Here is a 25,685-nt window from a genome sequence, read left to right as displayed (position 1 = left end):
CTGCTGACGCCTGTTAGCATTTTATTCGCTTTCTATGGTGGGCTTTTGGTCCTCCCGCAATGATACTCTGTGAACTCGGTCAGGCCTGGAAGGGAGCAGCCGCAGCAGACGACTCATGTGCCGGGATGTGGCTGGGAGCCCGCCACCCAATTTACTCCCCCGTATTTTAGTCCCACAACCGTATTTTTAACTTACACAACTGTGTTTGGCATTACTCTGCCTTCTCGCTTACCGATGTTTTATCTGTATCGTTTAAATACTTCATCGCATTATCGATAGCATACGTAACATTCATTTCCATTTGGTTCCGTTCACTCTGGGGAAGGTAAAAAGCCATATCGACTTCGTAGCGAATGTAGCGCGGAGGAACTTGGTTAAGTGCCAAGCAGCATAAGTCAGCTAAATAATCAGGACTTTTAGTATTGTCGAGTCCAAGTTCTGTTACACGTTGCAGTACAAGATGTTCGTAATAATTATGAATGTCATCATCAAGCTTCATATTTGTGCCCTAATTTAAATTTTAACGCGATGTTATTTTTTATGGGTGTGTATATTTTTAATAACGCCCCTAGATAATTTATAGCCTGTATTTTGTCGATGTCGAGTTAGCGATGTTAGAATTTCCTTCTGTGCATAACGACGATAAGAACAATCGGCATGAAAAAAAATATAGAACCCTGCTATTACGGTGATTACCTAGCGTTAGATAAAATACTTGGCGCACAAAAGCTTCAAAGTACTAAGTACGGCGAACCTGCCCATGAAGAAATGCTATTTATCGTAGTGCACCAAGTGTATGAACTATGGTTTAAGCAACTTCTGCACGAACTCAATGCGGTTATCGATACATTTAATCAAGCATCAGTAAAAGATCAGCAACTCACTTCGGTAGTACATAGGCTACATCGCGTTATTCAAATTCAAAAGCTGATGAACGACCAAATTGGCATTATGGAAACCATGACCCCACAACAGTTTCTTTCCTTCAGAGACTATTTGGTTCCCGCTTCAGGCTTCCAAAGTATTCAGTTTAAGCAGCTTGAAATTTCGTTGGGCCTTAAAAGGGAATACCGTATCGATTTCGATAAACAAAGCTTTTATAACCGTTTAAGTGATGATGATCGCAGCCTACTGGAAGCGTTAGAAGAAAAGCCAAGCTTGTTCGAGTTAGTGGATAAGTGGTTGGCACGTATGCCATTGCTTAAAACCGAGGATTTTCATTTTTGGGATTACTACCGAAAAGCAACAGATGAAATGCTAAACGATGACAAAGAAACCATTGAAAAAAATGCGTTTCTGTCTGAAGTAGAACGCCGACAAGAGCTTAAAGACTGGCAATCGACCAGAGAGAACTTTGACGGGCTGTTTAACCATGATACCTATGAAGGGCTTCTTAATCAGGGGAAATTCCGCTTGTCTCATGAAGCATTATTGTCAGCTTTATTTATAAAGCAGTATTCAGAAGAGCCTGTTTTTAATCTGCCGTTCCAGCTTATTACTGCACTAACAGAAATAGATGAACAGTTAACGTTGTGGCGTTATCGCCATGCCATGATGGTGCAACGAATGCTGGGAACTAAAATAGGAACTGGAGGGTCATCTGGCCATCATTATTTGAAGAAAACGACTGAATCAAACAGGGTGTTTTTAGACTTTTTCAACATGGCTACGTTCCTTTTGCCAAAAAGTTCACTTCCAGAATTGCCTGAATCGGTAAAACGCAGCTTAGGATTTTACTTACAATAGACGAAAAATGCGACATTTCTGCATTTGCGATGAATGCAATTCGTCGCAAATGGGGAACTCTTTAAATATCCCGCAAAGCCAATTAACACACTAGCTCACGTGTGATTTCCCTACTTCACTGCACTGTCGCTCGTCGACAAAAATCCACTTTACACTTGATTTGCCCCCTTTGCATATGTCAATTATCCTTTCGGATAATCATAAAAATCCGTATAAAAAACAATCGTTTAGAAAGTTTTAATGGTTAGTTTAATAAAATTTAAAAGTCTGCTCTCATCGATAACTTTCAGTTACCGTTGAAGGGTGAATATAAAGCCGGGGAAACACATGATAAATAATAAAACGCTCACAGCATTAGCTGTGGCAGCGTCTTTAGGTGTTGCTGCACCTTCATTCGCACAAGAGTCAAAAGGTACTATTGTTGGTACTTCTGTATCTGCAAGTACTAATCAATTACTTGGTGATGTTGAAGTCACAATTATCAACCTTGAAACAGGTCTAACACGTAGTGTGGTGACAGATTCAGATGGCCGATTCACTTTTCCATTGTTACCACCAGGCCAATACAGCCTTTCAGCTCAAAAAGCAGGGTTTACCGTTGCTCAAGAAAAGCAATTTACAGTGCGTCCATCAGGAAGAACCAACTTAGATGTGGCTCTAGAGTCTGGGGATATTGAGCGAATTTCAGTAAGCGGAACGTCAATTTCGAATATTGATGTTACTTCAAGCGAATCACAGCTTTATGTAGACCAAGATTTCATTGCAAAAGTTCCTGTACCACGTGATATCGCTTCTGTCGCACTTTTAGCGCCAGGTACGGTATCTGGTGATTCCGACTTCGGGAACTATGCATCCTTTGGTGGTTCATCTGTAGGTGAAAACGTTTATTACGTAAATGGTATTAACGTAACTAACTTCAGAAACGGTCTTGGTGGATCAGAACTTCCATTTGAAATGTATGAATCGTTTGAAGTGAAGACAGGTGGCTACTCTGCTGAATATGGCCGTTCTACGGGCGGTGTTATTAACGCAAGAACGAAAAGTGGTAGCAACGAATTTAAGTGGGGCGCGAGCGCTTACTATGAGCCAGCTGCGTTAAGAGCACATAGCCCCGACGTCTTTTATAGAACCCAGGCTGATGCTGACGAAGCAGGAACAGCTTATTATGAAGTATTCAAAGAAGATGAGCGCAGTGAAACAAATGTAAACTTGTGGGCTAGCGGCGCACTTGTTGAAGATAAGCTTTTCTTTTTCGGTTTAATTAACCAAAAACTTCGTCAAAGAGATTATGGTGATACTGCAGTAATTTATGATCGTGAAGGTAACGATACATTACTAAGTGCAAAGCTCGACTGGTACATTACGCCAGAGCACATCCTAGAAATTACAGCATGGGACAATACCGAAGAGCTTGAATCTGAAAAGTTCTTATACAGCCCTGATTCGGATGAAATAGGAAACTCTTTAGGTAATTATACACTAGAGCGCGGTGGTAAAACTTGGGGTATTCAGTACACAGGTATTATTACCGATGATATTACTATTAGCACCCAATACTCAATTAACGAAACAAGCTACAGTAATTTAAATGATGGAAGTAATCCGCTTGGTGATGCTCCTGTTATTTTCGACAGATTTACAAACGTCGAATACGGCGCATACGGTTTAGCTACACCTTCTATTCAAGAAGATAAGCGTACCGCTATTCGTTTTGATGTTGAATGGTATGTCAATGCTGACCACGTATTGAAATTTGGTGTGGATAACGAAGATCTAGAAGCGTCTGAAAATACTCAAAGAGCGGGTGGTGTAGCCTATCGCTATGAAAACTGTGGTGCTAATCTTGATGAAGCAGGAAACGAAGATTGCTTAGTTCGTCAAGAGTACTACATAAACCAAGGCGATTTTGAAACGAAAAGCTTCGCGTACTATATCGAAGATACTTGGACCGTAACTGATAATATTACAGCACGTATCGGCTTGCGTAATGAGAGCTTTGAAAACTACAACAAAGCAGGTGATAAATTTGTTGACGTTACTGACCAGTGGGCTCCTCGTCTAGGGCTTAGTTGGGACGTTAAAGGTGATGGCGAAAGCAAAATTTTTGCCAACTATGGTCGTTACTACCTTCCAGTTGCGACAAATACAAACATTCGTTTAGCGGGTGATGAACTTTATACTCGTCAGTACTATGAAGTAGAGTCAATTAATGCTGATTTCACACCAGTACTAGGTGATGAGGTTGGTGGCATGACGGTATACTCTGATGGCACACTTAAAAGCACAACAGAAACGGTTAATGCCGATTTAGACCCAATGTATCAAGATGAATTTATACTTGGTTACGAGCAAGTACTTAATGAATCATGGAGCTTTGGTGTTAAAGCCACTTACCGTGACCTTGGTAGCTCACTAGAAGACATTGCCATTGATGCAGGCTTTAACGAGTTTATTGAGCAAGAGTTTGGTTCCTCTTGTACTATGTGTGACTCTGGCTTCCACTACTACGTGCTAACCAACCCGGGCAACGATGTAACAATCACTACTGATCCAGATGGCGACGGTCCAGTTCCTTTTGGAACATATACTATTCCTGCAGATATGCTAGGTTATCCTGAAGCGGAGCGCCAATATGCCTCTGTTGATTTCACTGTCGACCGTGCATGGGATGACGTGTGGATGATGAGCTTTACCTATACGTGGAGCCATAGTTGGGGTAACAATGAAGGTTTCGTTCGTTCAGACAATGATCAGGACGATTCTGGATTAACAACTAACTTTGATCAACCAGGGTTAACGGACGGAGCTTCTGGTAATCTTCCTAATGATCGTCGCCACTCATTTAAATTAAATGGTGCGTATCAATTAACAGAAAATTTCTCGTTAGGCGCTAATTTCCGTTGGACATCAGGTCGCCCACTAAGCTCATTTGGTTACCACCCAACTGATGTGTTTGCGTCTCTATATGATGCAGAATCATTCGTTTATGAAGGTGAGATTGCTCCTCGTGGCTCTCAAGGTAGAACACCAAATGTTTGGAACCTTGATTTAAGCGCTAAATATTTGATAGAACTTGAAGAAGCTGATATTGCTCTTCGTGCTGATATCTTCAATGTGTTCAATAATGATGAAGCAACACAATTGAATGAAGTTAATGAACGACTATCAGGATATGAAGACGGCGAACAATTTGCTCCATTTGGCTATATTGCTCGCGGTGAATCTAACCCTAGTTATGGCCTACCAACTTCTTTCCAAACGCCTCGTTACGTGCGTTTTAGTGTTGAAGTTACATTTTAATAATTGAGTAATGAAAAAGCCCAGCTCATGCTGGGCTTTTATTTAGGCTTATGAAACTAGAACTACAGAAATTAGTACATGCGACGCGAGCAATGGACCAAACATTGGTTGTTTCTTTAATTACCGGCTTTTTGAATACTGAGTTAGAACTCAAAGAAAACTGGTTAGGAGTAGCGCGTTTGGCAATGACAGTTGGATGTTATGATTTAGCTGTTAAGTGTTTACATATGCTAGATCAATCAAAGTGTGATGATACGACAATAGCAAAGCAAATTGGTATGCTAGCCGATTGTGGTAAAGATGATGGTGCATACCAGAGCGCAAAACAGTGGGCGAACAAGGCTCCGACATCAGTTGCAGCACTTCATATCACTGGTGTACTTGCTTATCAAAAAGGGCTACTTGAAGAAGCGGAAACATTACTTAAAAAGGTAGTTAAGACAGCACCATTAGCGGGCGAAGCGTGGCACATGCTATCAACTCTGCAAAATGTGATCACTCAACCTGATTTTCAAAATTTCATTAGTGCGCAAACGGAAAAATTTAATCAGTTGTCTAACTGTGTATCTAAAGCTTGCTTTCTAAACGCTATGGGAAATGTAAACTGGTTAAATGGTGATGAGAAAAGTGCGTTCGCTTTTTACGAGAAATCAGCAAATGCTATGAGGCAAATCACAAGCTCAAATGCCCCCACAAAGCCTTTTAACATAGATGCGAACTACACAAAAATTACCAAAGTATTAAAAGATACTGAGCAGAGTAGCTTTACATCGAATACTTTCACGCCAGTATTTATAATGGGACTGCCCCGTTCTGGTACCACCTTGTTGAACAATATTTTGTGCTCTGATAAAGCTGTTAACTCAGTCGGTGAAACGGATGCATTTACTATTGCCTGTGACACAGTCCTTAAAAAGAAAAATTCAGCTTACGATTTAGACACCATACTCAATTGTCAAAGCGTTGAACTAAATGCAATTGCAAAAGAGTACGAGCGGATCGCAAGAGAGTTAGGATGTACAGAAAGCGTATGCGTAAATAAAAGTTTAAACAACAGTCATAGTGCATTGATGGTACAGCGAGTCTTTCCTAACGCTAAATTTATCGCGACTAGGCGAAACGAGCTTGAAAATGCATGGTCAATCTACAAAACCTTTTTTAGCAGCAATTTGCATTGGTCTTTTGACATTCTCTCAGTTAAACGAGCGATTCAAATGGACAATAAAGCAATAGAGCAACTACAAACGATTATTAAAATAGAGGTAGTTGAACTCGAAGCGTTGAAGGCAGAACCTGAATTAGTGCTCCACAGAGTATTTGATTCAATTGGTCTAAATTACCAAAACAATCACACATATTTTCATAAAAAGTCCACAGTTGTGAAAACTGCGAGCATGTCTCAAATTAGGCAACCGTTAAATGCAATTAACACAAATAGTTCCAGGGTTCCAAAACCATTTCTAGAACTATACGGAAATCTATAAACGTAGGTAAAAAGTCTTTTAACCTAATTTCCGTTTCTTATCGTGATAATAAGTCGCCTCAACTGAATTGGCCGAAAAGTAAACAGTAAAATGTGTTTGATATGTAAATTGTAAGTAAACATTTACAGAAAAAGGAAAAATAAACGAAAAAAATTGAACTTTTAATTATTCCCCTCCCGATCTCAGTTGACCGTTTACTCATGTTGTGTTTATTATCTTAGTGAGGCTTTGACCTTACTAATAATAATTCGTTATAAACGATTTTAGAAATACACACTAAACGAGCTTTAGTGGTCCAGGGAGACAACACATGTTTACAAATTCTAAGCTGGCTAAGTCAGTTAGGTTGGCCTGCGCGTTCGGCGCGGTTTCAACAATAAGTTTTTCTGGTGCAGTTGCTGCACAAGAAGCCGAAGAAGCAGCCGATTCTGTTGAAAAAATCGAAGTAACTGGTTCTCGTATCCGTCGTACAGACATTGAAGGTGCTAACCCAGTAACGGTTATGTCACGTGTAGATATCGAAAAATTCGGTATTACTTCAATCGGTGATGTTCTTCAAGCAATCCCATCTGCTGGTTCAGCAATCAACACCAACAACAACAACGGTGGTAATGGTACAACGACTATTAACATTCGTGGTATAGGTTCAAACCGTACTCTTGTTCTTGTAAATGGTAAGCGTTGGTCTCCAGGCCTAACGGGCTCAGTTGATCTAAACAACATCCCAGCATCAATCATCGAGCGTATTGAAGTACTTAAAGATGGTGCTTCAGCGGTATATGGTTCTGACGCGGTTGCCGGTGTTGTAAACATCATTACTCGTCAAGATTTCGAAGGCGTTCATGCTTCTGGCTATATCGGCCAATACGATGAAGGCGACGGTAACAAAGAACAGTGGGATATTGGTTTTGGTGCTGCGAATGACAAAGGTAACGTTTACTTCAACGTTAGTTATGTAGAAGAAGAAGCAACACTAGCTGGTGACCGTGCTATTTCTTCAGTTCCAACTTTTGGTACGCCAGAAGGTTTCGGTGGTTCATCTGCGCCGCCTCAAGGTCGTTTTTGGACTTTTGACCAAGCTGATGTTGGATACAATGAACAAGGTAATAATGCAGGTGGTTTAGAACCATGGGTTGAGCCTGATAGCCGTTTCAACTTTGCTCCATTCAACTACTTATCAACGCCTCAAGAAAGAACAAATATTTACTCGCAGGCGCGTTATGAATTAACTGATAACCTAAGTGTAAATGTAACTGGTTTCTACGGTAACCGTAAATCAGAGCAGGCCTTAGCACCTACGCCATTATTTATCGGAACGGCATTTGGTGATTCAGGCTTCACGCTTTCTGCTGATAACCCATACAACCCATATGGTGTTGATATTTCTACAGACCAATCAGTCCTAGATGCAGATCCAAACGCACGTGAAATGTTCTTATTTGGTCGTCGTATGATGGAAGCCGGATTCCGTAGCTTCAAACAGAACGTTGACCAATTCCAGTTTAATGGTGGATTTGACGGTGTTCTTGAGTTTGCAGACAGAGAGTTCTACTGGGATGCAAACTACACTTATGCTGATATCACTCAAAACCAGTTAACAGATGGTCTTTTAAACATGGACCGCGTTGCTCTTGCAATCGGTGATCCTGCAAACTGTACTGGCGACTGTACTCCGCTAAACCTATTTGGTGGTTCTACTGCTCTTGGCGAAGGTACAATCACGCAAGAAATGCTTGATTACATTACTTTCACTGCACAAGATGAGCAGAGCACATCGCTAGAAAGTTACTCTGCAAACATCTCGGGCGAAATACTTGAATTACCAGCAGGCTATTTAGCATTTGCTGCTGGGTACGAAAAGCGCTGGCAAGAAGGTTACGACCAGCCAGATGCAATTATTGCAGCAGGTATTACTTCGGGTAATGCGCGTCAACCAACTGAAGGTTCATTCAGTGTTGAAGAAGTATACCTAGAGCTAGCTATTCCACTTCTTTCAGATCTTGAATTTGTTGAACAGTTAGACCTTGAACTTGCTACACGTTACTCGGACTACAGCAACTTCGGCGACACTACAAACTCTAAAGTAGGCCTTAAGTGGCGTGTTAACGACGACTTAATTGTTCGTGGTACGTGGTCTGAAGCATTCCGTGCGCCATCTCTAGATGAATTGTTCTCCGGTAACAGTGATAGCTTTGCTCCGCTTACTGATCCATGTAACGGCGGTGAAGCAGCCAACCCAGACTTACCTGGATGTGCTGGCATACCTGCAAACTATGAGCAACCGAATACACAAATCCGTACCACTGTTGGTGGAAATGCAGACCTTCAAGCTGAAGAAGCTGAAAGCTTTACTTACGGACTTGTATACTCTCCAGAGCAAATTGATGGCCTATCAATCACGTTTGACGTATTTGATATTGAAGTAGATAACGCGGTTTCAACTGTTGGTGCGCAAACGATTCTTGCTGCATGTGCGGAAACTGGTGTGAACTTATGTTCACTAATTACTCGTGGTGCAGGCGGTAACGTTGTTGACTTGTTCAACGGTGCGGTAAACCTAGGTGGACAAACTACTTCAGGCTTCGATTATAACGTTGCGTATAATTTCGAAACTGATTACGGTGATTTCCGAGTGAACTGGGATGGTACGTATGTTGATGAACGTACAACTATCGTTATCGACCCAGTAACAAACACAACTGCCGAGTTTAACGATGCTGGCTTAGCGGGCGACCGTGATGTTGTTCCACGTCTTCGTACTAACTTAGCGGTAACGTGGAGCTACGAAGATTTCACAGCAAACTGGTTAGTTCGCTTCATCGGTCATACTACTGAACTTTGTTCAATTGACGGTGATGTACTTGACCAACAGTTGTGTAGCGACCCAAGTCTTGAAGTTGGTGGAACTAGCTACAACGAGCTTGACGATATGGCTTATCACGATGTGTCATTAGGTTACGCGGTTAACGATAACCTTCGTATCACGCTAGGTGTTAACAACTTATTTGATACAGACCCTGAAGTTTCTTACTCGACGTTTGCTAACAGCTTTGACCCGTCTATGTATGAAATTCCTGGACAATTCTTCTACACACGTTTGAATGTAAACTTCTAATATAAAGTGTAGTTTGAATCTTTAAAAAGCCTCTTCGGAGGCTTTTTTGCTATATGGTGTACACGTTATGAATGTTCAACAATTGATCACGAAAGCAAATGAAGCACATGCGGCTAACGATACCTCTATGGCTATGGGTTTTCTCAAGCAAGCCGGTGAAGCGGGGGATGTAAATGCCGCGTTAGATTATGCATACTATATGTCTCATTCTAAGCCTATTGAATCAGTTCAATATTTAGAAAGCCTCTCATGCGTTGAAAATCCAATTGTTCAATATCACAAATTATTGATAGCTTATTTTTGCGATCTAATTACAGAATCGAATAGTGTAGCGAAAAGCTTAGTGGCTCTGGGCGAGAAAGGTGTAATTGAAGCATATTTAGTTATTTTGTCATATTTAGAGCAAAGCAGTAGTGAGTTTTCTTTTATAGCGAACAAAGTAAAAAATATCGCACCAAATATATTCAACCAACTGAAACTCGACGAATTTGTAAATGGCAAAGTATGTGAATCGAATAACGATAAAGTAGCTCAGGGTTTGGAGAGTAAACTGTTCGAGCCGTTGCCATTGCCGACTACACTAAACGAAGAGCTTCCTATAAGTTTGTTTGAGAATACGTTGTCGGATTTTGAATGTAATTACCTTGTCATTAAGTTCAGTGCATTATTACAACCGTCCATGGTGGTTGACCCCATTACAGGTCAAGGCCGAATAGACAAAGTTAGGACCAGTTACGTTGCTATTATTTCGCCTGAGCACTGTGACTGGCTAACGCGAAAAATTGATAAGCTTGTTGCCAAAGCAACTAAGACACGTTGTTGTGAAGGTGAGGCGTTGAATTTACTTAGGTATGTGCCAGGCCAAGAGTACAAACCCCATTATGATGCATTGAATAGATTACAAGATGCTAAGACTTTCGAAGATGGTGGACAAAGAACAAAAACTGCAATTATTTATTTAAATACTGTTGATGAAGGTGGCAATACCACGTTCCCCAAATTAGGTATGCGGGTATCTCCTAATAAAGGAAACATGCTTGTTTTCAATAACAGTGATGACAAGGGAAATGTTCTGACCAACAGTTATCATGCTGGAGAATCGACCCGAAAAGAAAATAAATGGTTAGTTACAAAATGGATTAGAGAACATAAAACAAATTATGGTAAATTCTTATATGGCAATCACTAAAAAAAAGGGAATAGGGATGAAAAAGCTAAATCAAGTATGTCTAGTTGTAGGTCTAGCGTTAACGCTTGGAGCATGTGGCTCAACGAGTAACGAATCTTCTCAATATGCTAAGTCTGATAGTAACGCTACAGATGATGGTATGAAGTGTAAGATGGAAAAGAAGATTGGCTCCAATCGCATGCAGCGTGTTTGCTATTCGGCAGAAGAAAGAGAACAAATGCGTGAGGCAGGTCGAGAGGGTTGGACTCGTATGCAGCGCGGCACAGAAACAAGTGGCGGTGATATGTAATTAACGGCCAATTTAGTTTAAAATGGGAGGCAAAATGCTTCCCACTTTTATGAATCAGAAAAAAAGCAAAATAGACACAATACTCGCTCACATTGCCAATCTAGTTCAAGACGGCCTTTATGACACTGCTCTGGCGGAATATCGTCGTCTGTATCAGCAGTCACCAAATTTTTTAGCGCCCTCTGAAGAACTTCCCATCACGAAGTCGCAAGCTACTCACATACATAATGCCGCAAATTTGGCACGTCGTGATCTTATTATCAAAACAAAATCGATATGCGCGACAAAAAGAATTCAAGAGTCAGTAAACGCGCTGTGTGGAGTATCTCAAAAAGTTTTTGACAAGCAGCACCAGTCACCTAGTTTTCTGTTTGTCCCCGAGTTGCCATCTAGCCCATTTCCATCAGTAGATTCCGTTGAATACCTGCGTGATTTTATTCAGCAAGTTTCACATCATAAAGGCTATTTTTTATCGTGTGTTTCAAATGCGAATGAACAATACATACACGATATAGATAAAGTGCCGGATACACAGGAATGGCTTGAGCTAGCGAAAAACTGGAGTTCGTTGCATTTAATGAAAGGTGGCAAGTTGACTCCTGATGGGGAATCGTTACCTGAAGAAATTAAAGCGTTATTAAGCTCGCCCTTATTAGCCGATTGCCCAGATCATGCCCCAGAGATCGTTATTTCTGTACTTGATGCAAAAACTAAAATACCACCGCATTTTGGTATCTCCAATATTAAGTGGACGCTTCATATTCCCCTGTTAGTTAATGAATTATCATACATAGAAGCCGCTGGTGAGCGAGAGTATTGGACACCAGACAAAGAGGCGCTTCTATTTGATGATAGCTATAAACATAGCGCAGAAAACGGGGCCGATGAAAAAAGAGCGGTATTGATCCTAGATATATGGAATCCGCATCTATCTATAGAAGAACGTACTGACATTAAAGCCCTAATGGAGATATATAGTAAATGGTCTTCCCAATATGGCAGCTTAGCGACACTAGATCGGAGACTTTATAAGTAATGCAAAACTCGCCCTCTATAATCATTCCTCAACTTATTCAGGCGTATAATAAATGCGAATACAATGTGGTGTTGGATATGATTAAATTAAATCCAACACTGCTCCGTGTAGATGCAGTTGTGCCTCAGTTACAAGCAAGTGCTTTGCGTAAGTTGGGTTTCGTCAATGAAGCAACGAAAGCTTACGAAAAAGGGCTAAAGCGCTTTCCTAGTGCGTGTGATTTGATGAATAGTTTCGGAAATCTCTTACTTGAGGCGGGTCAGAATAAAAAGGCGCTAATGTTATTTAGCAAAGCCAACAAAATAAACTCAAAGAGTTATGATTATAAATATAATTTGGCAAGGACATTTTTTGCTGAAGAACGTTATGCCGAAGCCGAAAAAAATGTACGGGAATTAATAAAGGCTCACCCGTTAAAGTTAGATTTGTTGTTAATGCTGTCGTCTATTTTGAGTCAGGAAGGACAGAACGTAGAAGCAGAAAAATATTTAGTACAAATATTAGAAATAGACCCGTCAAACATAAAGGCGCTCAATAATTTAGGTAACATTAAACGTAGGATTGGGCAACAAGACGAAGCGCTCATTTGTTACCAACGCGCCTTGGATACTGGAGTTGCTGGTGCAGAAATATACCAGAATCTTGCGGCTATATTAGCGCTTAAAGGCACCCATAAAGAGTCATTTGAAGTATATGAACAAGGGCTGTCAAAATATCCTTTGAATGTCACGCTTCACAAGGAGTATGCACATTTTGCTTGGATACAAAATGTTAATAATCCTTTTGCCCTTTTAGAAAAAGTATTATCTACCGAACAACCCGGTTTAGTAATGGCTTATGCGGAATTAATGCTCAAGGTCGATGACTTTGAAAAAGCTAAACTCTGGTTAGAAAAGCTTGTTGCGAAGCAAGACCCGACCATCCAAATTGCAGCAGTAGCTAGTTTATCTAACGCTTTAAGGGGACTTGGTCAATTCCAAGAAGCGCTCAATGTTATAAATAGCCTTCCTAACACCAAAAGTGCTGAGTCACTGCCATTACTTATCGAAAAAAGCTATTCGTTGTTGAGCCTCGACCGAGCTAAAGAAGCTATCAGCGTGCTCGAATTAGTATGTCGAATTGCTCCTTTGAATCAAGGCTACTGGACGCTGTTATCCACTGCCTATAAAGCAAATGGTGATGAGATAAAATATCAAACATTATGTCAGTATCAGGATTTTATTAATGTTACATCACTATTGGAAGGTTCTGAAGAAAACACATCTTTTATCGGTGAGTTGGCGGAATATTTAAATACATTGCATAGCAGTACTCAACACCCCATAGGGCAGTCGCTCAGGAATGGCACTCAAACATTTGAAAACCTACTAGACAGTGAACATCATTTAATTCAAACCCTTAAGTCTGCCCTTAAAAATAGAGCAGAGTCGTTTGTGTGCTCTCTTTCAACGCAAAAAAAACACCCTTTTCTCTCTCGTATTCACTCTAACTTGCGGTTTATTGGGAGTTGGTCAGTTAGGTTGAGAAAGGCGGGGTTTCACAAGTCGCATTATCATTCTGAAGGATGGTTGAGCGGTGTACTTTACGTTGATGTGCCCGATGAAGTAAGGGAAAATGGCAACGGTTGGCTGGTCTTCGGGCGCCCAGATATTAAGGGTGTCGAAATGTTAGAAGATTTCGCCATTAAGCCTATAGCCGGAAATGTTGTGTTTTTTCCATCTTACATGTGGCACGGAACTAACCCAATTTACTCAGATACTCAAAGATTAACGGTCGCATTTGATATAGTACCTGAGTCATAACTAAAGATTAGGCTAGTTCTAATTTGAAGGCTAATGTGTATCTAGATGTATAGCAGATTCGATTGGGTGGTCTGCCTACATGTTTGATCGCCCCATGAAATATGACAGTACGTCCTGGTTTTGGAGTACATGCGAATTCACAATCATCATCTTCGTTGTAAAATAAAGTTTCTCCACCCCACTCGATATCCCACTCCGGGCATAGGAATACCAACACAGTGAGTTCATCCGCTTCAGGCAAGCAATCAGTGTGAGTAAAAAGCATATCACCATAGGATGCATAGTTAACGTATCCACGATAAGCACGATACTGTTTACCAGTAGTATGACTAATTTGGCGAATAGCACGTTGATACACGGCTAAGCCGTTAATTTGCTCTTCAGAAAGAGAGACGGCCCAATGTCGGAACTGAGCGGTATCTGGGCGAGCAACTTCATTTCGTTTAAAAGCGCTTATCTCTAACCCTTTAAAAATAGTACTTGTTTCATCTACTGTGCAAAGGTTATCAAAAACCCATATTGGCTTATCATTAATCAGACAATTGTATTTCGGTGATTGATTCATAAATAATTTTGATTAGTTGTTTTATTGTTTAAGGCATTCGTATTATTACCAAATCAAAACCCATACGCCAATAAATCGTGCGCGAATGAAAAAGATAAATAATAGAATCTCGTTGCGAGGTTGTTTCTAAGTTCTGGGGATCTTAAATAAGATTTCCACATAACTAAAAATTCTCAGAAATGGGATACCTAAAAGTGCTACAGAATTTAAAGAGTTATAACGCACATCTAAAGCGCATCGGTTGGTTGATTTTGAAGCGGGTGTGAAATGATAAGGCTCAATAATGGGCGTAGATAGGTTTATACTCTACATCTTGCACCAAAATGGAACTTCCGCTAGATCGGTTTGCTTTAATTTTCGGACCAAATGGTAAGACCACCGAAGCGTGATCACCTGAATTTAACACTAAATGCTTTTTTGATGTAAAACATATCCTGAGTGTTACTTATTTAACACCTTTCGCTAAAAACCTCGATACACCCTGATAGGGTGGCCTAAAGCCAAGTAAAAACAGGGTATATTTTTGCTGATAGACAAAAAAATAACCCCGTATTTGCCAGTTATTTGTACGTTGGAATGAATTCTGCAGGAGAATTCGAACGTATATTAAACAGATGATGAAAAATCTACTTGGTGTAAACAGGGTGTTACTTGACTCAGTGCTGTAATCCGTGTGAGTATAATACGTTCGTAGTACTGGAAGCTAAGGTCCGTACTACATTCCTAAAACATAATTGTAAAAGTTTAATACGCCCCTTGCCCGAACTGTTTTCCTTTATCGGCGAGGATTCAAATAAGAAATTTGGTTGGGAACTATGTCCAAAATGAGCAAGAGAACTCTTATTGCTTCTACTGTTATCGGTGCTTTCGCACTAACAGGTAGTGCAGTCTCTGCAGATACGCTTGATGACCTTCATAAAGAAGAAGCGAAAATCCACGCGGCTGCAGCGAAATCTCAGGAAAAAATCAACACGTTGTTTGAACAGTCTCAAGAATTACTGGTTGAATACCGTCAAACAGTAGATGAGACAGAAAACCTCAAAATATACAATGACTACATTGCGAGTCTTGTAGCAGATCAACAACGTGGAATTGACTCTTTGCAACGTCAGATTGACAGCATCGAGCAAACTAAGCAGGGCATCGTTCCTCTTATGTTCCGCATGATCGATAGTCTTGAGAAATTCATCAAACTTGACCGTCCTATTCACTTAGATGAGCGTCTAGAGCGTGTACAGCGTTTACGTGATGTTATGTCTAACTCTAACGTAACTGTTTCAGAACAGTTCCGCCAAGTAATCGAAGCATACTTGGTTGAAGTTGAGTACGGCACTAAGATTAACTCTTACCAAGGTACTATCGATAGCAACGGCACTGAAGTGACTGTTGACTTCTTTAACCTAGGTCGTACTGCACTAGTGGCATTGTCTCTTGACCAAGAAAACGCTTGGGCATGGAACAATGAAAGCCGCGCATGGGAACAGCTTGGAGACGAGTATGTGTCTTCAGTTGTTGACGCAGTTAAAATGGCTAATAACGTCATTCCTGCGGACCTGATCAAACTACCAATTAGTGCAGCGGAGTAATTGTTAATGAAACCAGTATTCAAATCTCTTTTAACCGCTGCCACTCTTGCGGTTGTAGCAACCGGAGCTCAGGCTCAGGAAGCAAAGAGCCTTAAAGAACTTCTAGACCAAGTTCAGGATAACCGTGTTTCTGAAACACGTATCAACAAACAGCGTGAAGCAGAATTCCAATCTGCTCGTGCAGACAAGCAAGCGCTTCTTCGCAAAGCAGAATCTGAATTGAAAGCTGAACAAGGTCGTGGCGACCGTCTTCAACAACAATTCTCTGACAACGAAGTAACGCTAAACGAGAAAGCAGCTGAGCTAGATCAGGCAACTGGTACGCTTGGTGAGATGTTCGGTGTGGTTCGTCAAGCGTCTTCTGAAGCTTACGGCCGTGTTGCTACATCAATCGTTAGTGCTCAATTCCCAGGCCGTGGTGAGTTCCTAGCTGGAATGGCAGAAGACTCTAAAGGTCTTCCTAACATTCAAGAACTAGAAGACCTATGGTTTGCTCTACAGAAAGAAATGACTGAAGGTGGCGAAACAGTTCGTTTCACTACAGAAGTTGTTAACCTTGATGGCGGTTCTTCACAGCAAGAAGTTGTTCGTATCGGTACTTTCAACCTTGTAGGCGAAGATGGCTACCTAACTTATGATGCTGAAAACGAAATCGTTCAGCCTCTTGGTCGCCAACCAGACGGACACTTTGTAAGTTCAGCTGACGATTTAATCGCTGCGACTTCAGGTATGGTTCCTTTCTACGCTGACCCATCTCAAGGCGCTATCCTTGGTCTGTTGAAGCAAAAAGCGACTATGTCTGAGCGTTATCATGCAGGTGGTGTAGTAGGTTACACAATCACTGTAATGCTAGCGATTGGTCTACTTATCGGTCTTTACAAGCTAATCACGCTTACAGTAGTTGCTGGTAAAATGCGTTCACAGCTTAAAAACCCAGGTAACCCTTCAGATGGCAACCCTCTAGGTCGCATCTTGAAAGTTTATCAAGAGAACAAAGCTGCTGATGCTGAAAACTTAGAACTTAAACTTGATGAAGCTATCCTACGTGAACTTCCACGTATCGAAAGCGGCATTAACGTAATTAAGATCTTCGCAGCAATTGCACCTCTACTAGGTCTACTAGGTACAGTACTAGGTATGATCGCGACGTTCCAAACAATCACATTGTTCGGTACAGGCGACCCTCGTATGATGGCTGGTAGTATCTCTATGGCGCTTGTAACTACGGCTCAAGGTATTATCGCGGCATTGCCACTGATTCTTACTCACAGCATCGTAGCTTCACGTAGCAAATCAATCATCCACATTCTTGATGAGCAAACTGCGGGTATCGTAGCAGCTCATTCAGAGTCGGAGAGAGTGTAGAATGAATTACCTGATTGGATTATTTGAATCGGTCAGGGATTTTATCGCTACCGGCGGTGACGTGCTTTATTTCGTTGCTGCCGCGCTCTTTCTCATGTGGGTTTTAATGATTGAGCGTTATTGGTATTTAACCTCGGTCTTCCCAACGGTGAAGAAAAACATCATCAAAAATTGGGATGCCCGAGCAGATACCACATCTTGGTATGCGCATAGAATCCGTGACGCGTGGATTTCTCAGGCGTCAGATGATCTGAACGCTAGAATGCTGATTATTCGCACCATTATTGCAATGTGTCCGTTAATCGGGCTACTGGGAACAGTAACCGGTATGATCGGTGTTTTCGAGACGATGGCGACACAAGGCACCAGCAATGCACGATTAATGGCAGCTGGTATCTCCATGGCAACAATCCCGACTATGGCGGGAATGGTAGCCGCGCTTTCTGGACTGTTCATCAGTTCTCGTCTCGAAGCGAAAGTGAAGCTGGCACGCGAAGGGTTAGTTGATAGCCTGCCACATCATTAGAGAGAGATATTATGGCTCGAAAAGTCAGAATCGAGGAAGAAGACGCACAGATTGACATGACACCCATGTTGGATATCGTGTTTATCATGCTGATCTTCTTTATCGTTACCACTGTTTTCGTTAAAGAAGCAGGGATTGAAGTTAATAAGCCCGACGCGAGCCAGGCGGTTCTTCACAAGAACGCGAACATCTTCATAGCAGTTACAGAAGATGGGAGCGTTTGGTTAGATAAACGTGAAGTAGCGCCGGACAGCGTTAGAGCGAATATTGAACGACTGCTTACCGAGCAGCCAACTGACTATGTAATCATTCAGGCTGATGTTAAGGCCAAGCATGGTTTGGTAGTGGAAATAATGGACCAGGTTAAAGCTGCAGGCGTTAACCGTGTCTCGGTAGCGGCAAGGGGTTAAGATGTTACGTATAATTGTATCTATATTGTTAGGTGCTGGTGTTGCATTTGCCCTGTTCGTACTTATGGCTAAGTTGATTGAAAACTCAGCCAGACCGGCGGACGAAGTACCTGAAGCACCGGTAATCGATATTGTGATGCAGGAACCAGACGATCAGACGCAAACGCGTCAACGTGTTCCGCCTCCACCTCCACCTCCGCCTCAGCAGCCTCCTAAAATGGAGCTTGTTGAGCCAGAAGCAGCTGAACCGGATGCAGATGGCTTTAGCCTAGCAATCCCAGCTATTGATACTGGTGGTGTTGGTGTAAACATTGGTGGTGTCGGCGCTATGCAGCGCGATGGCGATGCTACTCCAATCGTTCGTATCGATCCGAAATATCCACCTGACGCAGCCCGTGATGGCCGTGAAGGTTGGGTAAGATTGTCTTTCACTATTAATGAAATTGGTGGTGTAGACGATATCGAAGTAATTGAAGCTGAACCTAAGCGTGTATTCGACCGTGAGGCACGACGTGCATTACGTAAGTGGAAATACAAGCCTAAGATTGTTGACGGCAAAGCTGTTAAGCAGACTGGCATGTTCGTACAGCTAGACTTTAAACTGGAGCAATGATCATGATGAAAAATAAATTCAAAATGTCTGCATTTGCTTTAGTGCTTGGTGCCGGTGCAGTGTTTTCTGCACCAGCTGCACTAGCGCAGTCTTCACCTGTTATGTGCCCTGGTTACGAAAAAGCCAAAACAACCTTAGTAGGCGAGCGTACAGGTAAAAAAGTTCAAAAAGCATTTGAATTTTACAACGAAGATCAAGTTGATGAAGCGTTAAACATTTTATATGAAATTGACCCTTCTGAAGACTTCGATGCTGCGTATGTAAATCGCTTTATTGGTAACTTATTAGCTGCACAAGAAGGTAAAGGTTCTAAAGCACTTGGTTATTTAAACCAGTCTGTAGAACCTAAAGTATTGAATGACCTTGAGCATTCTCAAACACTTAAGTTATTAGGTGATTTGAACATGCAAGAGAACAAATATACTGATGCGATTAAATGGTATAACGCGTGGATGGACTTTACGTGTAAAGAAGATGCAGACGTTTATACCCGTTTAGCGCAAGCTTATTATGAAGCAGGCCAATTAGATAAGATGATTGAGCCAGCTGACAGAGCGATAGCTTTGTATGATGAGCCGAACAAAAACCCTTATGTGTTAAAGCTAACGTCATACTACGAGCGTAAGATGTTTCCTCAAACAGTGGCAGTTGCAGAAGAATTAGTTCGCAATTTCCCTGAGGAACCTCGCTGGTGGACTCAGCTTGGCTTCTTCTACCTTTCAGTAGAAGACTTCGAGAAGGGCTTATCTACGTTTGAGATGGCTTACATCCAAGGCTACCTTAAGAAAGTAAACGAGATTAAAACGTTATCTCAGTTATTCCAAACTAACGGCATGCCTTTTAAAGCTGCTCAAATTTTGGAAAAACACGTTAAATCTGGTTTGCTAGAAGAAGATGCAGATATGCTAGCTAGCATTGCTAACGCATATCACCAGGCTAAAAACTATGACAAGGCTGCTACGCTTTACGCTAAAGCTGCTGCGAAGAGTTCAGACCCTGAGCATTACAGAAAGCAAGGTACCTTGTTGCTAGTTGCTGAAGATTACAAAGGCGCGATTAAAGCATTAAACAATGCATTAGAGCGTGGTGTAGAAAACCCTGGTAAAGTTCACTTCACACTTATGGAAGCGAACTTCTATGCAGGCGACTTCAGAGAAGCTTATAAGCACATCCAAGAAGCGAAGAAAGATCGCTCGCTACGTCGTAATGCGGCGGCTTGGGAGCCTTACATTAAAGAGAAGGCTAAAAACCGCGGTATTAACATTTAGTAGTTATACCGATAAATAAAAAGGCCTCCATTTGGAGGTCTTTTTTTTGCTAAAAATAGACCCAGGTTTATATTGTTGTAGAAGCCAACATATTGCCTATCTTTTTTCTTAATGACTCAGTTAATGATTTACGACCATTCACGCCTAAAAGCTTTATAAGCTTATTTGAAGGTAGCGGGGAATTAGTCAGTAACAAAAGAAGTTCAGGCGTGACTTCATCCGTTTCACTCGTGCACGCTTTAGTAGCTCTTTCAGTATGCTTAGCACTCTGGGTGGACACAGAAACCTCTGCAGCCAATGCGTTTATTGCTAAGCTAACTTGGTTTAATGGTCTAGTCGCATCAACGAACTGATTTAGTTTTTTTATTAGTGTATTTCGAGTGATGGTTGGAAGCTTACTCATAGGAACAATGTCGGTTGCTTGGCTATGGGTAAACAAGCATAACAATACTTCTTGTTGTGAACCGAAGCGTTCAGAGATACTTTTTACAACCAATGCACTGGTTTCACCGCTTGCTTTATTAGGTTTTTCCCCCATATCCACAAGCGTAAATCCGCATTGCTGCCAAAAGTGATTAAGCTTGTCAGAAGCGCCATAAGAGCTAGTCAGTGCATCTATGTTTTGTGCAGAGGCTTGCTCGTTAATAAAGCTTACCAGGCCTCTACCTAGCCCTTGGCCTTGTAGATGAGGAGCAACTGCTATGCGGTTTATTCTCCAGTACCGATATGATGCAGTGGAGGGGTTTGCCGTGAGTAGTGTAAGCCTCTGCGCCCCTAAATGGCCTTTAGGGCGGCGGGAACCATCTGCAATTCCTTCACGTACATCTGCTAAAGGCTCGCCGCCTTCACAATTTATTATTGCTGCAGCGATTAAACGAGAGTCGACCCATTGGGTAAACAATACGATATCTGGGCTGTCACAAAGCCGCATGAAGTCGTCAGGAGTGGTTTGATAGTGTGCAGTGGCTAACAGTTGCATCACACAATGTAATTCGTGTTCCGACAATGCAGACACCAAACCTATCCTGTAGTCACCGCTAAATTTATCTGACGGTGCTTTTTGTTGTAATTTTTGCCGTAGTTCTTGCCTTAGTTCTCGCAGTATTTCTGGCGGTGCTCCACTAAAGGTATTAAATGACTCTGTTCCTTCAAATAAGCAAATAATATGTATGAGGCTTTCTAGTTTATCGTTCTGTATCCATCGCAGCGGTGTGCTCAATGAAAGGTGCAAAGCGCCTTCAGCGTTAAAAGCCGGTAGCATACGTTGCATAAAGCCTTGTCCACTTCCTTCGTATCCCTGCAATGTCGTGCTGATCACATAGTTATCATGAGCGCCAATTAATAACTTAAGTACAGGTAAGGGGAAGGACGCTGCTTCGTCAATAATAAGTAAGTCATAGTCACCATTGATAAGCGTTGAGTTATCTGGCGCAAGCCACTGTGCAGATCCACTTTTCTCACTCTCTGAAGTTTGATGAGAGACTGCTTCACTAACAAAATCCTCAATAGCAAAAGCCACTTTAGTGACAGTTCCAGCAATACCTGACTCATCATCAGTACTACCATTGGCATCAGTAGTACTATTAAAATTAGTAGTACCATTAGAATCAGTACCGCAATCAGCAGCCAGGCTTCCTTGTGCCTTTTTCTCTGAATTTGATGACTCTATGTCTATTCCTATTCCTATGCCTATGCGAATATGCTTGAAAAGGGTGCTCGTGTTTTCACGAATGGCGCTAGTGATTACTATTTTTTCGCCCTTTTTAAGCCTTGATGCAACAAACATCCCTAAAAGCGCAGACTTTCCTCTGCCTCTAGGCGCTGTGATGACAGCTTTACGATTACCTTGCGACCATCTGTTTGTCAGGCAATCAAATGCCGCCTGCTGTTCAACTGATTTGAACTGTGGCCTACGGGTTTCCTCACCATCTAATGGCTGTGTTGCGTGTGCGTTTTCTGATAGTACCTGATTGATAGAGCTCTCAGAGGTAACCGGGTTTAGCCGGTTTAACGAATCTACGGTATCACCAGCTACCCAATCAGGAATATGGCAGTTGTTGGAACTCCAAATGGCTACATGTGCATCGTTTTTTAGTCTTGCGACAAGTCTTTTTATATACAGGCTTGGTGATGCAGTAAAACCATGTGACAGGTGACTAGGGCGGGTGTGCAAATGCCAAGAGTCGAGCGTAGGGCAGCATAAAATAAGACACCCACCCCATCGAATGGTGCCAGCAATGGCCATGAGGTTTCCAGGGTTGAACCCTTGATGGGCATGTACCACCCCGATATCGCATTCATTACCTAACAAATGTTTACGGAGCAGTGAGTTCTGAGCGCCTACTTCTTTGACGATAAGTGTGGAGGGAATATCGCTTAAAATAGACGTTAAATTCTTATTTACCCACTCGTATTCACCAGAAAGCACGAGTAGACGACGATGCTCAGTATGTCGTGCTTGCGAATAAATAGGGTTAAACAACCATTGAGTTAATTCCGGTGGCGCCATAGGTGAGTTTTTTCGGTATAATTAAGACTTTCTCTGCTTATAGTAACTACTTATCTAAAGGAATTCGAATGCGCTTTCTTTCTCGGCGTCTAGTGATGCCAAACGACTTAAATTATGCCAACTCTTTATTTGGCGGCCGCGCGCTTGAATGGATTGATGAAGAGGCTGCTATTTGGGCAATTTGCCAATTAGAAACCAATTGTTTGGTAACCAAACATATTGGGGAAATTAGTTTTGAGTCTCCTGCACTGCAAGGTGATATTGTTGAGTTTGGTCTTGAGACTAAAGCCGTGGGTAGAACGTCGATTACGGTAAGTTGTCTAGTGCGCAATAAAGCCACTAAAAAAACCATCTGTTTCGCCGATGATATTGTCTTCGTTAAAGTAGACCCAGAATCACGTCAACCTGCAGCCCATGGTAAAACCCTTGAGGCGCTAGTGTCTCAAACTAACGAAGAAGTGCGAAAGCTTAATCTTGAATTAGAAGAACAAAAATAAGCTTACATAACACGAATAGCGTGCCTATTGTTACGTCAAGTTAACCGTTTAATATCTTGACGGTTTTGGCGTAACTGGTAGACTCCTCGCTGTATTTGGTATTCAAACCGAACGCATATACCAAGGGGTGTCCGTACCGCGGACTGAGATTCACATCATCACTGTGAGAACCCTTACACCTGATCCGGATAATGCCGGCGTAGGGATGGTTGACCACATAGTCGTATCACCTGCCGTACACCCGGATCTTTTTTCTTAAAAAAGAATAAGAGATCCCATGCAAAAACCTATATTTTGTCTTTCTTTACTTGCCGCATCGCTTTCAGTTAGCGCACAAACTACTCAGCAAGAAACACAACTTGAAGACGTTGAACGTATTGTCGTTAGCGGAGACTTTCGCGAAACTGTATTAGACCAACTAAGTGCAAGTGCTACCGTTATGAGCGCTACGCGCTTAAGCAGTCGCCAGCCTACCCATATTGATAGTGTGCTGAACAGTGTGCCGAACGTGAACTTCGCCGCAGGCGCTTCTCGCGGCCGCTTTGTTCAAATTCGCGGTATCGGTGAACGTAGTCAATTTGTAGAGCCTATTAACCCGTCTGTTAGCTTTATTATGGATGAATTTGATTTCTCAGGTTTAGCGGCAGCAGGGCTGTTATTTGATACCCAGCAATTAGAAGTATATCGCGGTCCTCAAGCCACGTTATTTGGTTCTGGCGCATTGGCTGGGGCAGTAAAGCTTTCCAGCAATGCAGTCGGTTCAGATGGCCCTGATTACGTCGAATTTAGAGCGGGCAATAAAGACAGTTATCGAGTGGAAGCTGCTACCGGCAACGATATCAATCAGGACTGGGGTTATCGCGTTGCACTAATGCATAACCGCAGTGATGGTTTTGTAGAAAATACCGTAGTTAACAGTGACGGCGCCGAGCAAAAACGTGATGATACGAATAATCTTGATGAAACCGCAGCGCGCATAAGTGTTGCTGGGAATATCGACGAAAGAAGCACTTTGGCGCTGACGTATCGTTGGTATGACATCGACAATGGTTATGATGCGTTTTCGCTAGATAACAATAATCAGACGTTATCTGATGAGCCAGGTTTTGACACTCATCAAACTCATGCGGTGAGTGCTCGAGCTACCACCAGCACTAATGGCGGTGACTTTATTTTAATTGCCACCCACGCTTCCCATAATATCGGTTACGGATATGACGAAGATTGGACTTACGAAGGTTTTCACCCTTTCGGCTATACCTCATTTGACGCTTATTTTCGTGATGTAGACACACAAACCGCAGAAGTAAGGTTTGTATCTTCAGACAGTGCTGCGTTATTCAATGGTGCCACTGCTTGGACACTTGGCGCTTTTTATAAAACCAGTGAAGAAGATTTGCTACGTGAATACACCTATGCTTCAGGTGATTTTACCAGTGTGTATGAACCCACCACCAAGGCGGTATATTTACAGACTGAATCTACACTTACCACTAGCCTAACGTTAGTGGCAGGGTTACGTGTCGAAAACTACGGTTTTGATTACTCAGATAACAATGGCCTTGAAAGTAGTCATGATACTACGATGACTGGCGGTAAAGTGGCATTGCAATACACAGGTGAAAACCACTTTTACTACGCCAGTATTTCTCGCGGCTACAAAGGGGCAGGGTATAACCCTGACGAACGCGTATCAGATGAGCAGCGATTCTTTGATGAAGAATATAACTGGAACTACGAGCTTGGTGTAAAAGGGCCTTTATTGGTGCCTGAAGTTACCATGCGAGCCGCCCTTTTCTATATGGACAGGGACGATACGCAAGTAAGTAATTTTGATGTTCAAATACGCGAAGATGGTACCGCTGATTTTATCGACATTATAGACAATGCAGATATAGGCACTAACAAAGGTGCTGAGCTAGAGTTAAGTTGGCTGGTAGATGAAAACTGGACCATGAACATGAGTTTGGGCTACCTAGATGCAACTTTTGAAGATTATACGCTTACCGATGGCACTGTGATTGAAAAACAGCGCCAAGCACAAGCACCTGAATACACGGCTAACTTATTTAGTGAGCTATCCATTACTGATGATGTGCTTTGGCGCATTGATATTGATTTCAAAGATAGCTACCGTTTTTCTGATGGGCATGACGTAGAAGCCCCTTCGACAACACTAGTAAACAGTGAAATAGTATGGTTTTCTGATAACTGGCAAACCAGCCTGTGGGTTAAAAATGCCTTCGATAATGAGTATTACACCAGAGGTTTTGGTGGGTTTAGCAATGACCCTCGTGATGAGTATGCGTTTGCAGAACCTTATTATCAATTAGGTAATGGCCGACAGTTCGGTGTTACCGTTAAATACCAATTCTAGGAGTATGC

19 protein-coding genes, 1 other RNA gene and 1 riboswitch are annotated in these 25,685 nt (G+C 42.0%); of the genes, 17 read left to right on the top strand and 3 right to left on the bottom strand.

What is annotated here, in order from left to right; all coding sequences use genetic code 11:
* Positions 1-43 precede the first annotated feature (43 nt).
* Positions 44-140: signal recognition particle sRNA small type (ffs, locus tag R1T43_RS15375), an RNA gene on the top strand.
* Between the two features lie 71 nt (positions 141-211).
* On the opposite strand, the gene R1T43_RS15370 is transcribed toward ffs, so the two are convergent.
* Positions 212-499 (bottom strand): late competence development ComFB family protein, encoded by a 288-nt coding sequence (locus R1T43_RS15370; protein ID WP_057793221.1) that lies wholly within the window; start codon positions 497-499, stop codon positions 212-214.
* A gap of 158 nt (positions 500-657) precedes the next feature.
* On the opposite strand from R1T43_RS15370, the gene R1T43_RS15365 reads away from it, so the two are divergent.
* From R1T43_RS15365 to R1T43_RS15330, 8 genes are all read left to right on the top strand, one after another.
* Positions 658-1,746: a tryptophan 2,3-dioxygenase family protein gene (locus R1T43_RS15365; RefSeq protein ID WP_317350273.1), complete on the top strand. Its 1,089-nt coding sequence runs from the start codon at positions 658-660 to the stop codon at positions 1,744-1,746.
* A gap of 327 nt (positions 1,747-2,073) precedes the next feature.
* Positions 2,074-5,046, top strand: coding sequence for a TonB-dependent receptor (locus R1T43_RS15360; RefSeq protein WP_211071194.1), 2,973 nt, complete (start codon positions 2,074-2,076; stop codon positions 5,044-5,046).
* A gap of 50 nt (positions 5,047-5,096) precedes the next feature.
* Positions 5,097-6,530 carry a sulfotransferase gene (locus R1T43_RS15355; RefSeq protein ID WP_317350272.1) on the top strand — a complete coding sequence of 478 codons (1,434 nt, stop codon included), beginning with the start codon at positions 5,097-5,099 and terminating at the stop codon, positions 6,528-6,530.
* Between the two features lie 310 nt (positions 6,531-6,840).
* Positions 6,841-9,645: a TonB-dependent receptor gene (locus R1T43_RS15350; RefSeq protein WP_317350271.1), complete on the top strand. Its 2,805-nt coding sequence runs from the start codon at positions 6,841-6,843 to the stop codon at positions 9,643-9,645.
* A gap of 67 nt (positions 9,646-9,712) precedes the next feature.
* On the top strand, positions 9,713-10,834 hold the full coding sequence (locus tag R1T43_RS15345; RefSeq protein WP_317350270.1) for a 2OG-Fe(II) oxygenase: 1,122 nt from the start codon (positions 9,713-9,715) through the stop codon (positions 10,832-10,834).
* A 16-nt stretch (positions 10,835-10,850) separates the two neighbouring features.
* A complete protein-coding gene (locus R1T43_RS15340; RefSeq protein ID WP_126871944.1) occupies positions 10,851-11,123 on the top strand; it encodes a hypothetical protein in 273 nt (90 codons plus the stop codon).
* 34 nt (positions 11,124-11,157) lie between these two features.
* Positions 11,158-12,159 carry an aspartyl/asparaginyl beta-hydroxylase domain-containing protein gene (locus R1T43_RS15335; RefSeq protein ID WP_317350269.1) on the top strand — a complete coding sequence of 334 codons (1,002 nt, stop codon included), beginning with the start codon at positions 11,158-11,160 and terminating at the stop codon, positions 12,157-12,159.
* Between the two features lie 77 nt (positions 12,160-12,236).
* A complete protein-coding gene (locus R1T43_RS15330) occupies positions 12,237-13,961 on the top strand; it encodes a putative 2OG-Fe(II) oxygenase (protein WP_317350268.1) in 1,725 nt (574 codons plus the stop codon).
* A gap of 7 nt (positions 13,962-13,968) precedes the next feature.
* Here R1T43_RS15330 and R1T43_RS15325 read toward each other — a convergent pair whose 3' ends face one another.
* Complete coding sequence (locus R1T43_RS15325; protein WP_317350267.1) at positions 13,969-14,526, bottom strand: 2OG-Fe(II) oxygenase; 558 nt, start codon at positions 14,524-14,526, stop codon at positions 13,969-13,971.
* 824 nt (positions 14,527-15,350) lie between these two features.
* Here R1T43_RS15325 and R1T43_RS15320 point away from each other — a divergent pair.
* From R1T43_RS15320 to R1T43_RS15295, 6 genes are read left to right on the top strand one after another with little or no spacing between them, the layout of a single operon-like run.
* A complete protein-coding gene (locus R1T43_RS15320) occupies positions 15,351-16,112 on the top strand; it encodes a DUF3450 domain-containing protein (protein WP_211071201.1) in 762 nt (253 codons plus the stop codon).
* A 6-nt stretch (positions 16,113-16,118) separates the two neighbouring features.
* Entirely contained in the window at positions 16,119-17,477 is a 1,359-nt protein-coding gene (locus R1T43_RS15315) for a MotA/TolQ/ExbB proton channel family protein (protein ID WP_211071202.1), read from the top strand.
* Between the two features lies 1 nt (position 17,478).
* A complete protein-coding gene (locus R1T43_RS15310) occupies positions 17,479-18,003 on the top strand; it encodes a MotA/TolQ/ExbB proton channel family protein (protein ID WP_211071203.1) in 525 nt (174 codons plus the stop codon).
* Between the two features lie 11 nt (positions 18,004-18,014).
* Entirely contained in the window at positions 18,015-18,413 is a 399-nt protein-coding gene (locus R1T43_RS15305; protein WP_013785032.1) for an ExbD/TolR family protein, read from the top strand.
* A gap of 1 nt (position 18,414) precedes the next feature.
* The gene (locus R1T43_RS15300) at positions 18,415-19,026 is read left to right on the top strand and encodes an energy transducer TonB (protein ID WP_211071204.1); all 612 of its coding nucleotides are present in this window, start codon (positions 18,415-18,417) and stop codon (positions 19,024-19,026) included.
* Positions 19,027-19,028: 2 nt separating this feature from the next.
* Positions 19,029-20,294, top strand: coding sequence for a tetratricopeptide repeat protein (locus R1T43_RS15295; RefSeq protein WP_211071205.1), 1,266 nt, complete (start codon positions 19,029-19,031; stop codon positions 20,292-20,294).
* Positions 20,295-20,361: 67 nt separating this feature from the next.
* Here R1T43_RS15295 and R1T43_RS15290 read toward each other — a convergent pair whose 3' ends face one another.
* On the bottom strand, positions 20,362-22,803 hold the full coding sequence (locus tag R1T43_RS15290) for a GNAT family N-acetyltransferase (protein ID WP_317350266.1): 2,442 nt from the start codon (positions 22,801-22,803) through the stop codon (positions 20,362-20,364).
* A gap of 68 nt (positions 22,804-22,871) precedes the next feature.
* Between R1T43_RS15290 and R1T43_RS15285 the strand changes: the two genes are divergently transcribed.
* Both R1T43_RS15285 and R1T43_RS15280 read left to right on the top strand, forming a co-directional pair.
* Complete coding sequence (locus R1T43_RS15285; protein ID WP_013785028.1) at positions 22,872-23,300, top strand: acyl-CoA thioesterase; 429 nt, start codon at positions 22,872-22,874, stop codon at positions 23,298-23,300.
* A 113-nt stretch (positions 23,301-23,413) separates the two neighbouring features.
* Positions 23,414-23,523: riboswitch (TPP riboswitch) on the top strand.
* Positions 23,524-23,577: 54 nt separating this feature from the next.
* Complete coding sequence (locus R1T43_RS15280) at positions 23,578-25,677, top strand: TonB-dependent receptor (protein ID WP_317350265.1); 2,100 nt, start codon at positions 23,578-23,580, stop codon at positions 25,675-25,677.
* The last annotated feature ends 8 nt before the right edge of the window (positions 25,678-25,685 follow it).

The sequence above is a fragment of the Alteromonas sp. CI.11.F.A3 genome (genome assembly GCF_032925565.1).
Taxonomy (GTDB): Bacteria; Pseudomonadota; Gammaproteobacteria; order Enterobacterales; family Alteromonadaceae; genus Alteromonas.
This window is presented reverse-complemented; position numbering and strand designations above follow the sequence as displayed.

Bases quoted from the DNA above. Each gene is read 5' to 3' on its own strand.
- R1T43_RS15365 (WP_317350273.1), top strand. From the start codon at position 658: ATGAAAAAAAATATAGAACCCTGCTATTACGGTGATTACCTAGCGTTA.
- R1T43_RS15340 (WP_126871944.1), top strand. From the start codon at position 10,851: ATGAAAAAGCTAAATCAAGTATGTCTAGTTGTAGGTCTAGCGTTAACG.
- R1T43_RS15335 (WP_317350269.1), top strand. From the start codon at position 11,158: ATGCTTCCCACTTTTATGAATCAGAAAAAAAGCAAAATAGACACAATA.
- R1T43_RS15285 (WP_013785028.1), top strand. From the start codon at position 22,872: ATGCGCTTTCTTTCTCGGCGTCTAGTGATGCCAAACGACTTAAATTAT.
- R1T43_RS15315 (WP_211071202.1), top strand. From the start codon at position 16,119: ATGAAACCAGTATTCAAATCTCTTTTAACCGCTGCCACTCTTGCGGTT.
- R1T43_RS15300 (WP_211071204.1), top strand. From the start codon at position 18,415: ATGTTACGTATAATTGTATCTATATTGTTAGGTGCTGGTGTTGCATTT.
- R1T43_RS15330 (WP_317350268.1), top strand. From the start codon at position 12,237: ATGATTAAATTAAATCCAACACTGCTCCGTGTAGATGCAGTTGTGCCT.
- R1T43_RS15350 (WP_317350271.1), top strand. From the start codon at position 6,841: ATGTTTACAAATTCTAAGCTGGCTAAGTCAGTTAGGTTGGCCTGCGCG.
- R1T43_RS15360 (WP_211071194.1), top strand. From the start codon at position 2,074: ATGATAAATAATAAAACGCTCACAGCATTAGCTGTGGCAGCGTCTTTA.
- R1T43_RS15305 (WP_013785032.1), top strand. From the start codon at position 18,015: ATGGCTCGAAAAGTCAGAATCGAGGAAGAAGACGCACAGATTGACATG.
- R1T43_RS15355 (WP_317350272.1), top strand. From the start codon at position 5,097: ATGAAACTAGAACTACAGAAATTAGTACATGCGACGCGAGCAATGGAC.
- R1T43_RS15290 (WP_317350266.1), bottom strand. From the start codon at position 22,803: ATGGCGCCACCGGAATTAACTCAATGGTTGTTTAACCCTATTTATTCG.
- R1T43_RS15325 (WP_317350267.1), bottom strand. From the start codon at position 14,526: ATGAATCAATCACCGAAATACAATTGTCTGATTAATGATAAGCCAATA.
- R1T43_RS15370 (WP_057793221.1), bottom strand. From the start codon at position 499: ATGAAGCTTGATGATGACATTCATAATTATTACGAACATCTTGTACTG.
- R1T43_RS15320 (WP_211071201.1), top strand. From the start codon at position 15,351: ATGAGCAAGAGAACTCTTATTGCTTCTACTGTTATCGGTGCTTTCGCA.
- R1T43_RS15280 (WP_317350265.1), top strand. From the start codon at position 23,578: ATGCAAAAACCTATATTTTGTCTTTCTTTACTTGCCGCATCGCTTTCA.
- R1T43_RS15310 (WP_211071203.1), top strand. From the start codon at position 17,479: ATGAATTACCTGATTGGATTATTTGAATCGGTCAGGGATTTTATCGCT.
- R1T43_RS15295 (WP_211071205.1), top strand. From the start codon at position 19,029: ATGATGAAAAATAAATTCAAAATGTCTGCATTTGCTTTAGTGCTTGGT.
- R1T43_RS15345 (WP_317350270.1), top strand. From the start codon at position 9,713: ATGAATGTTCAACAATTGATCACGAAAGCAAATGAAGCACATGCGGCT.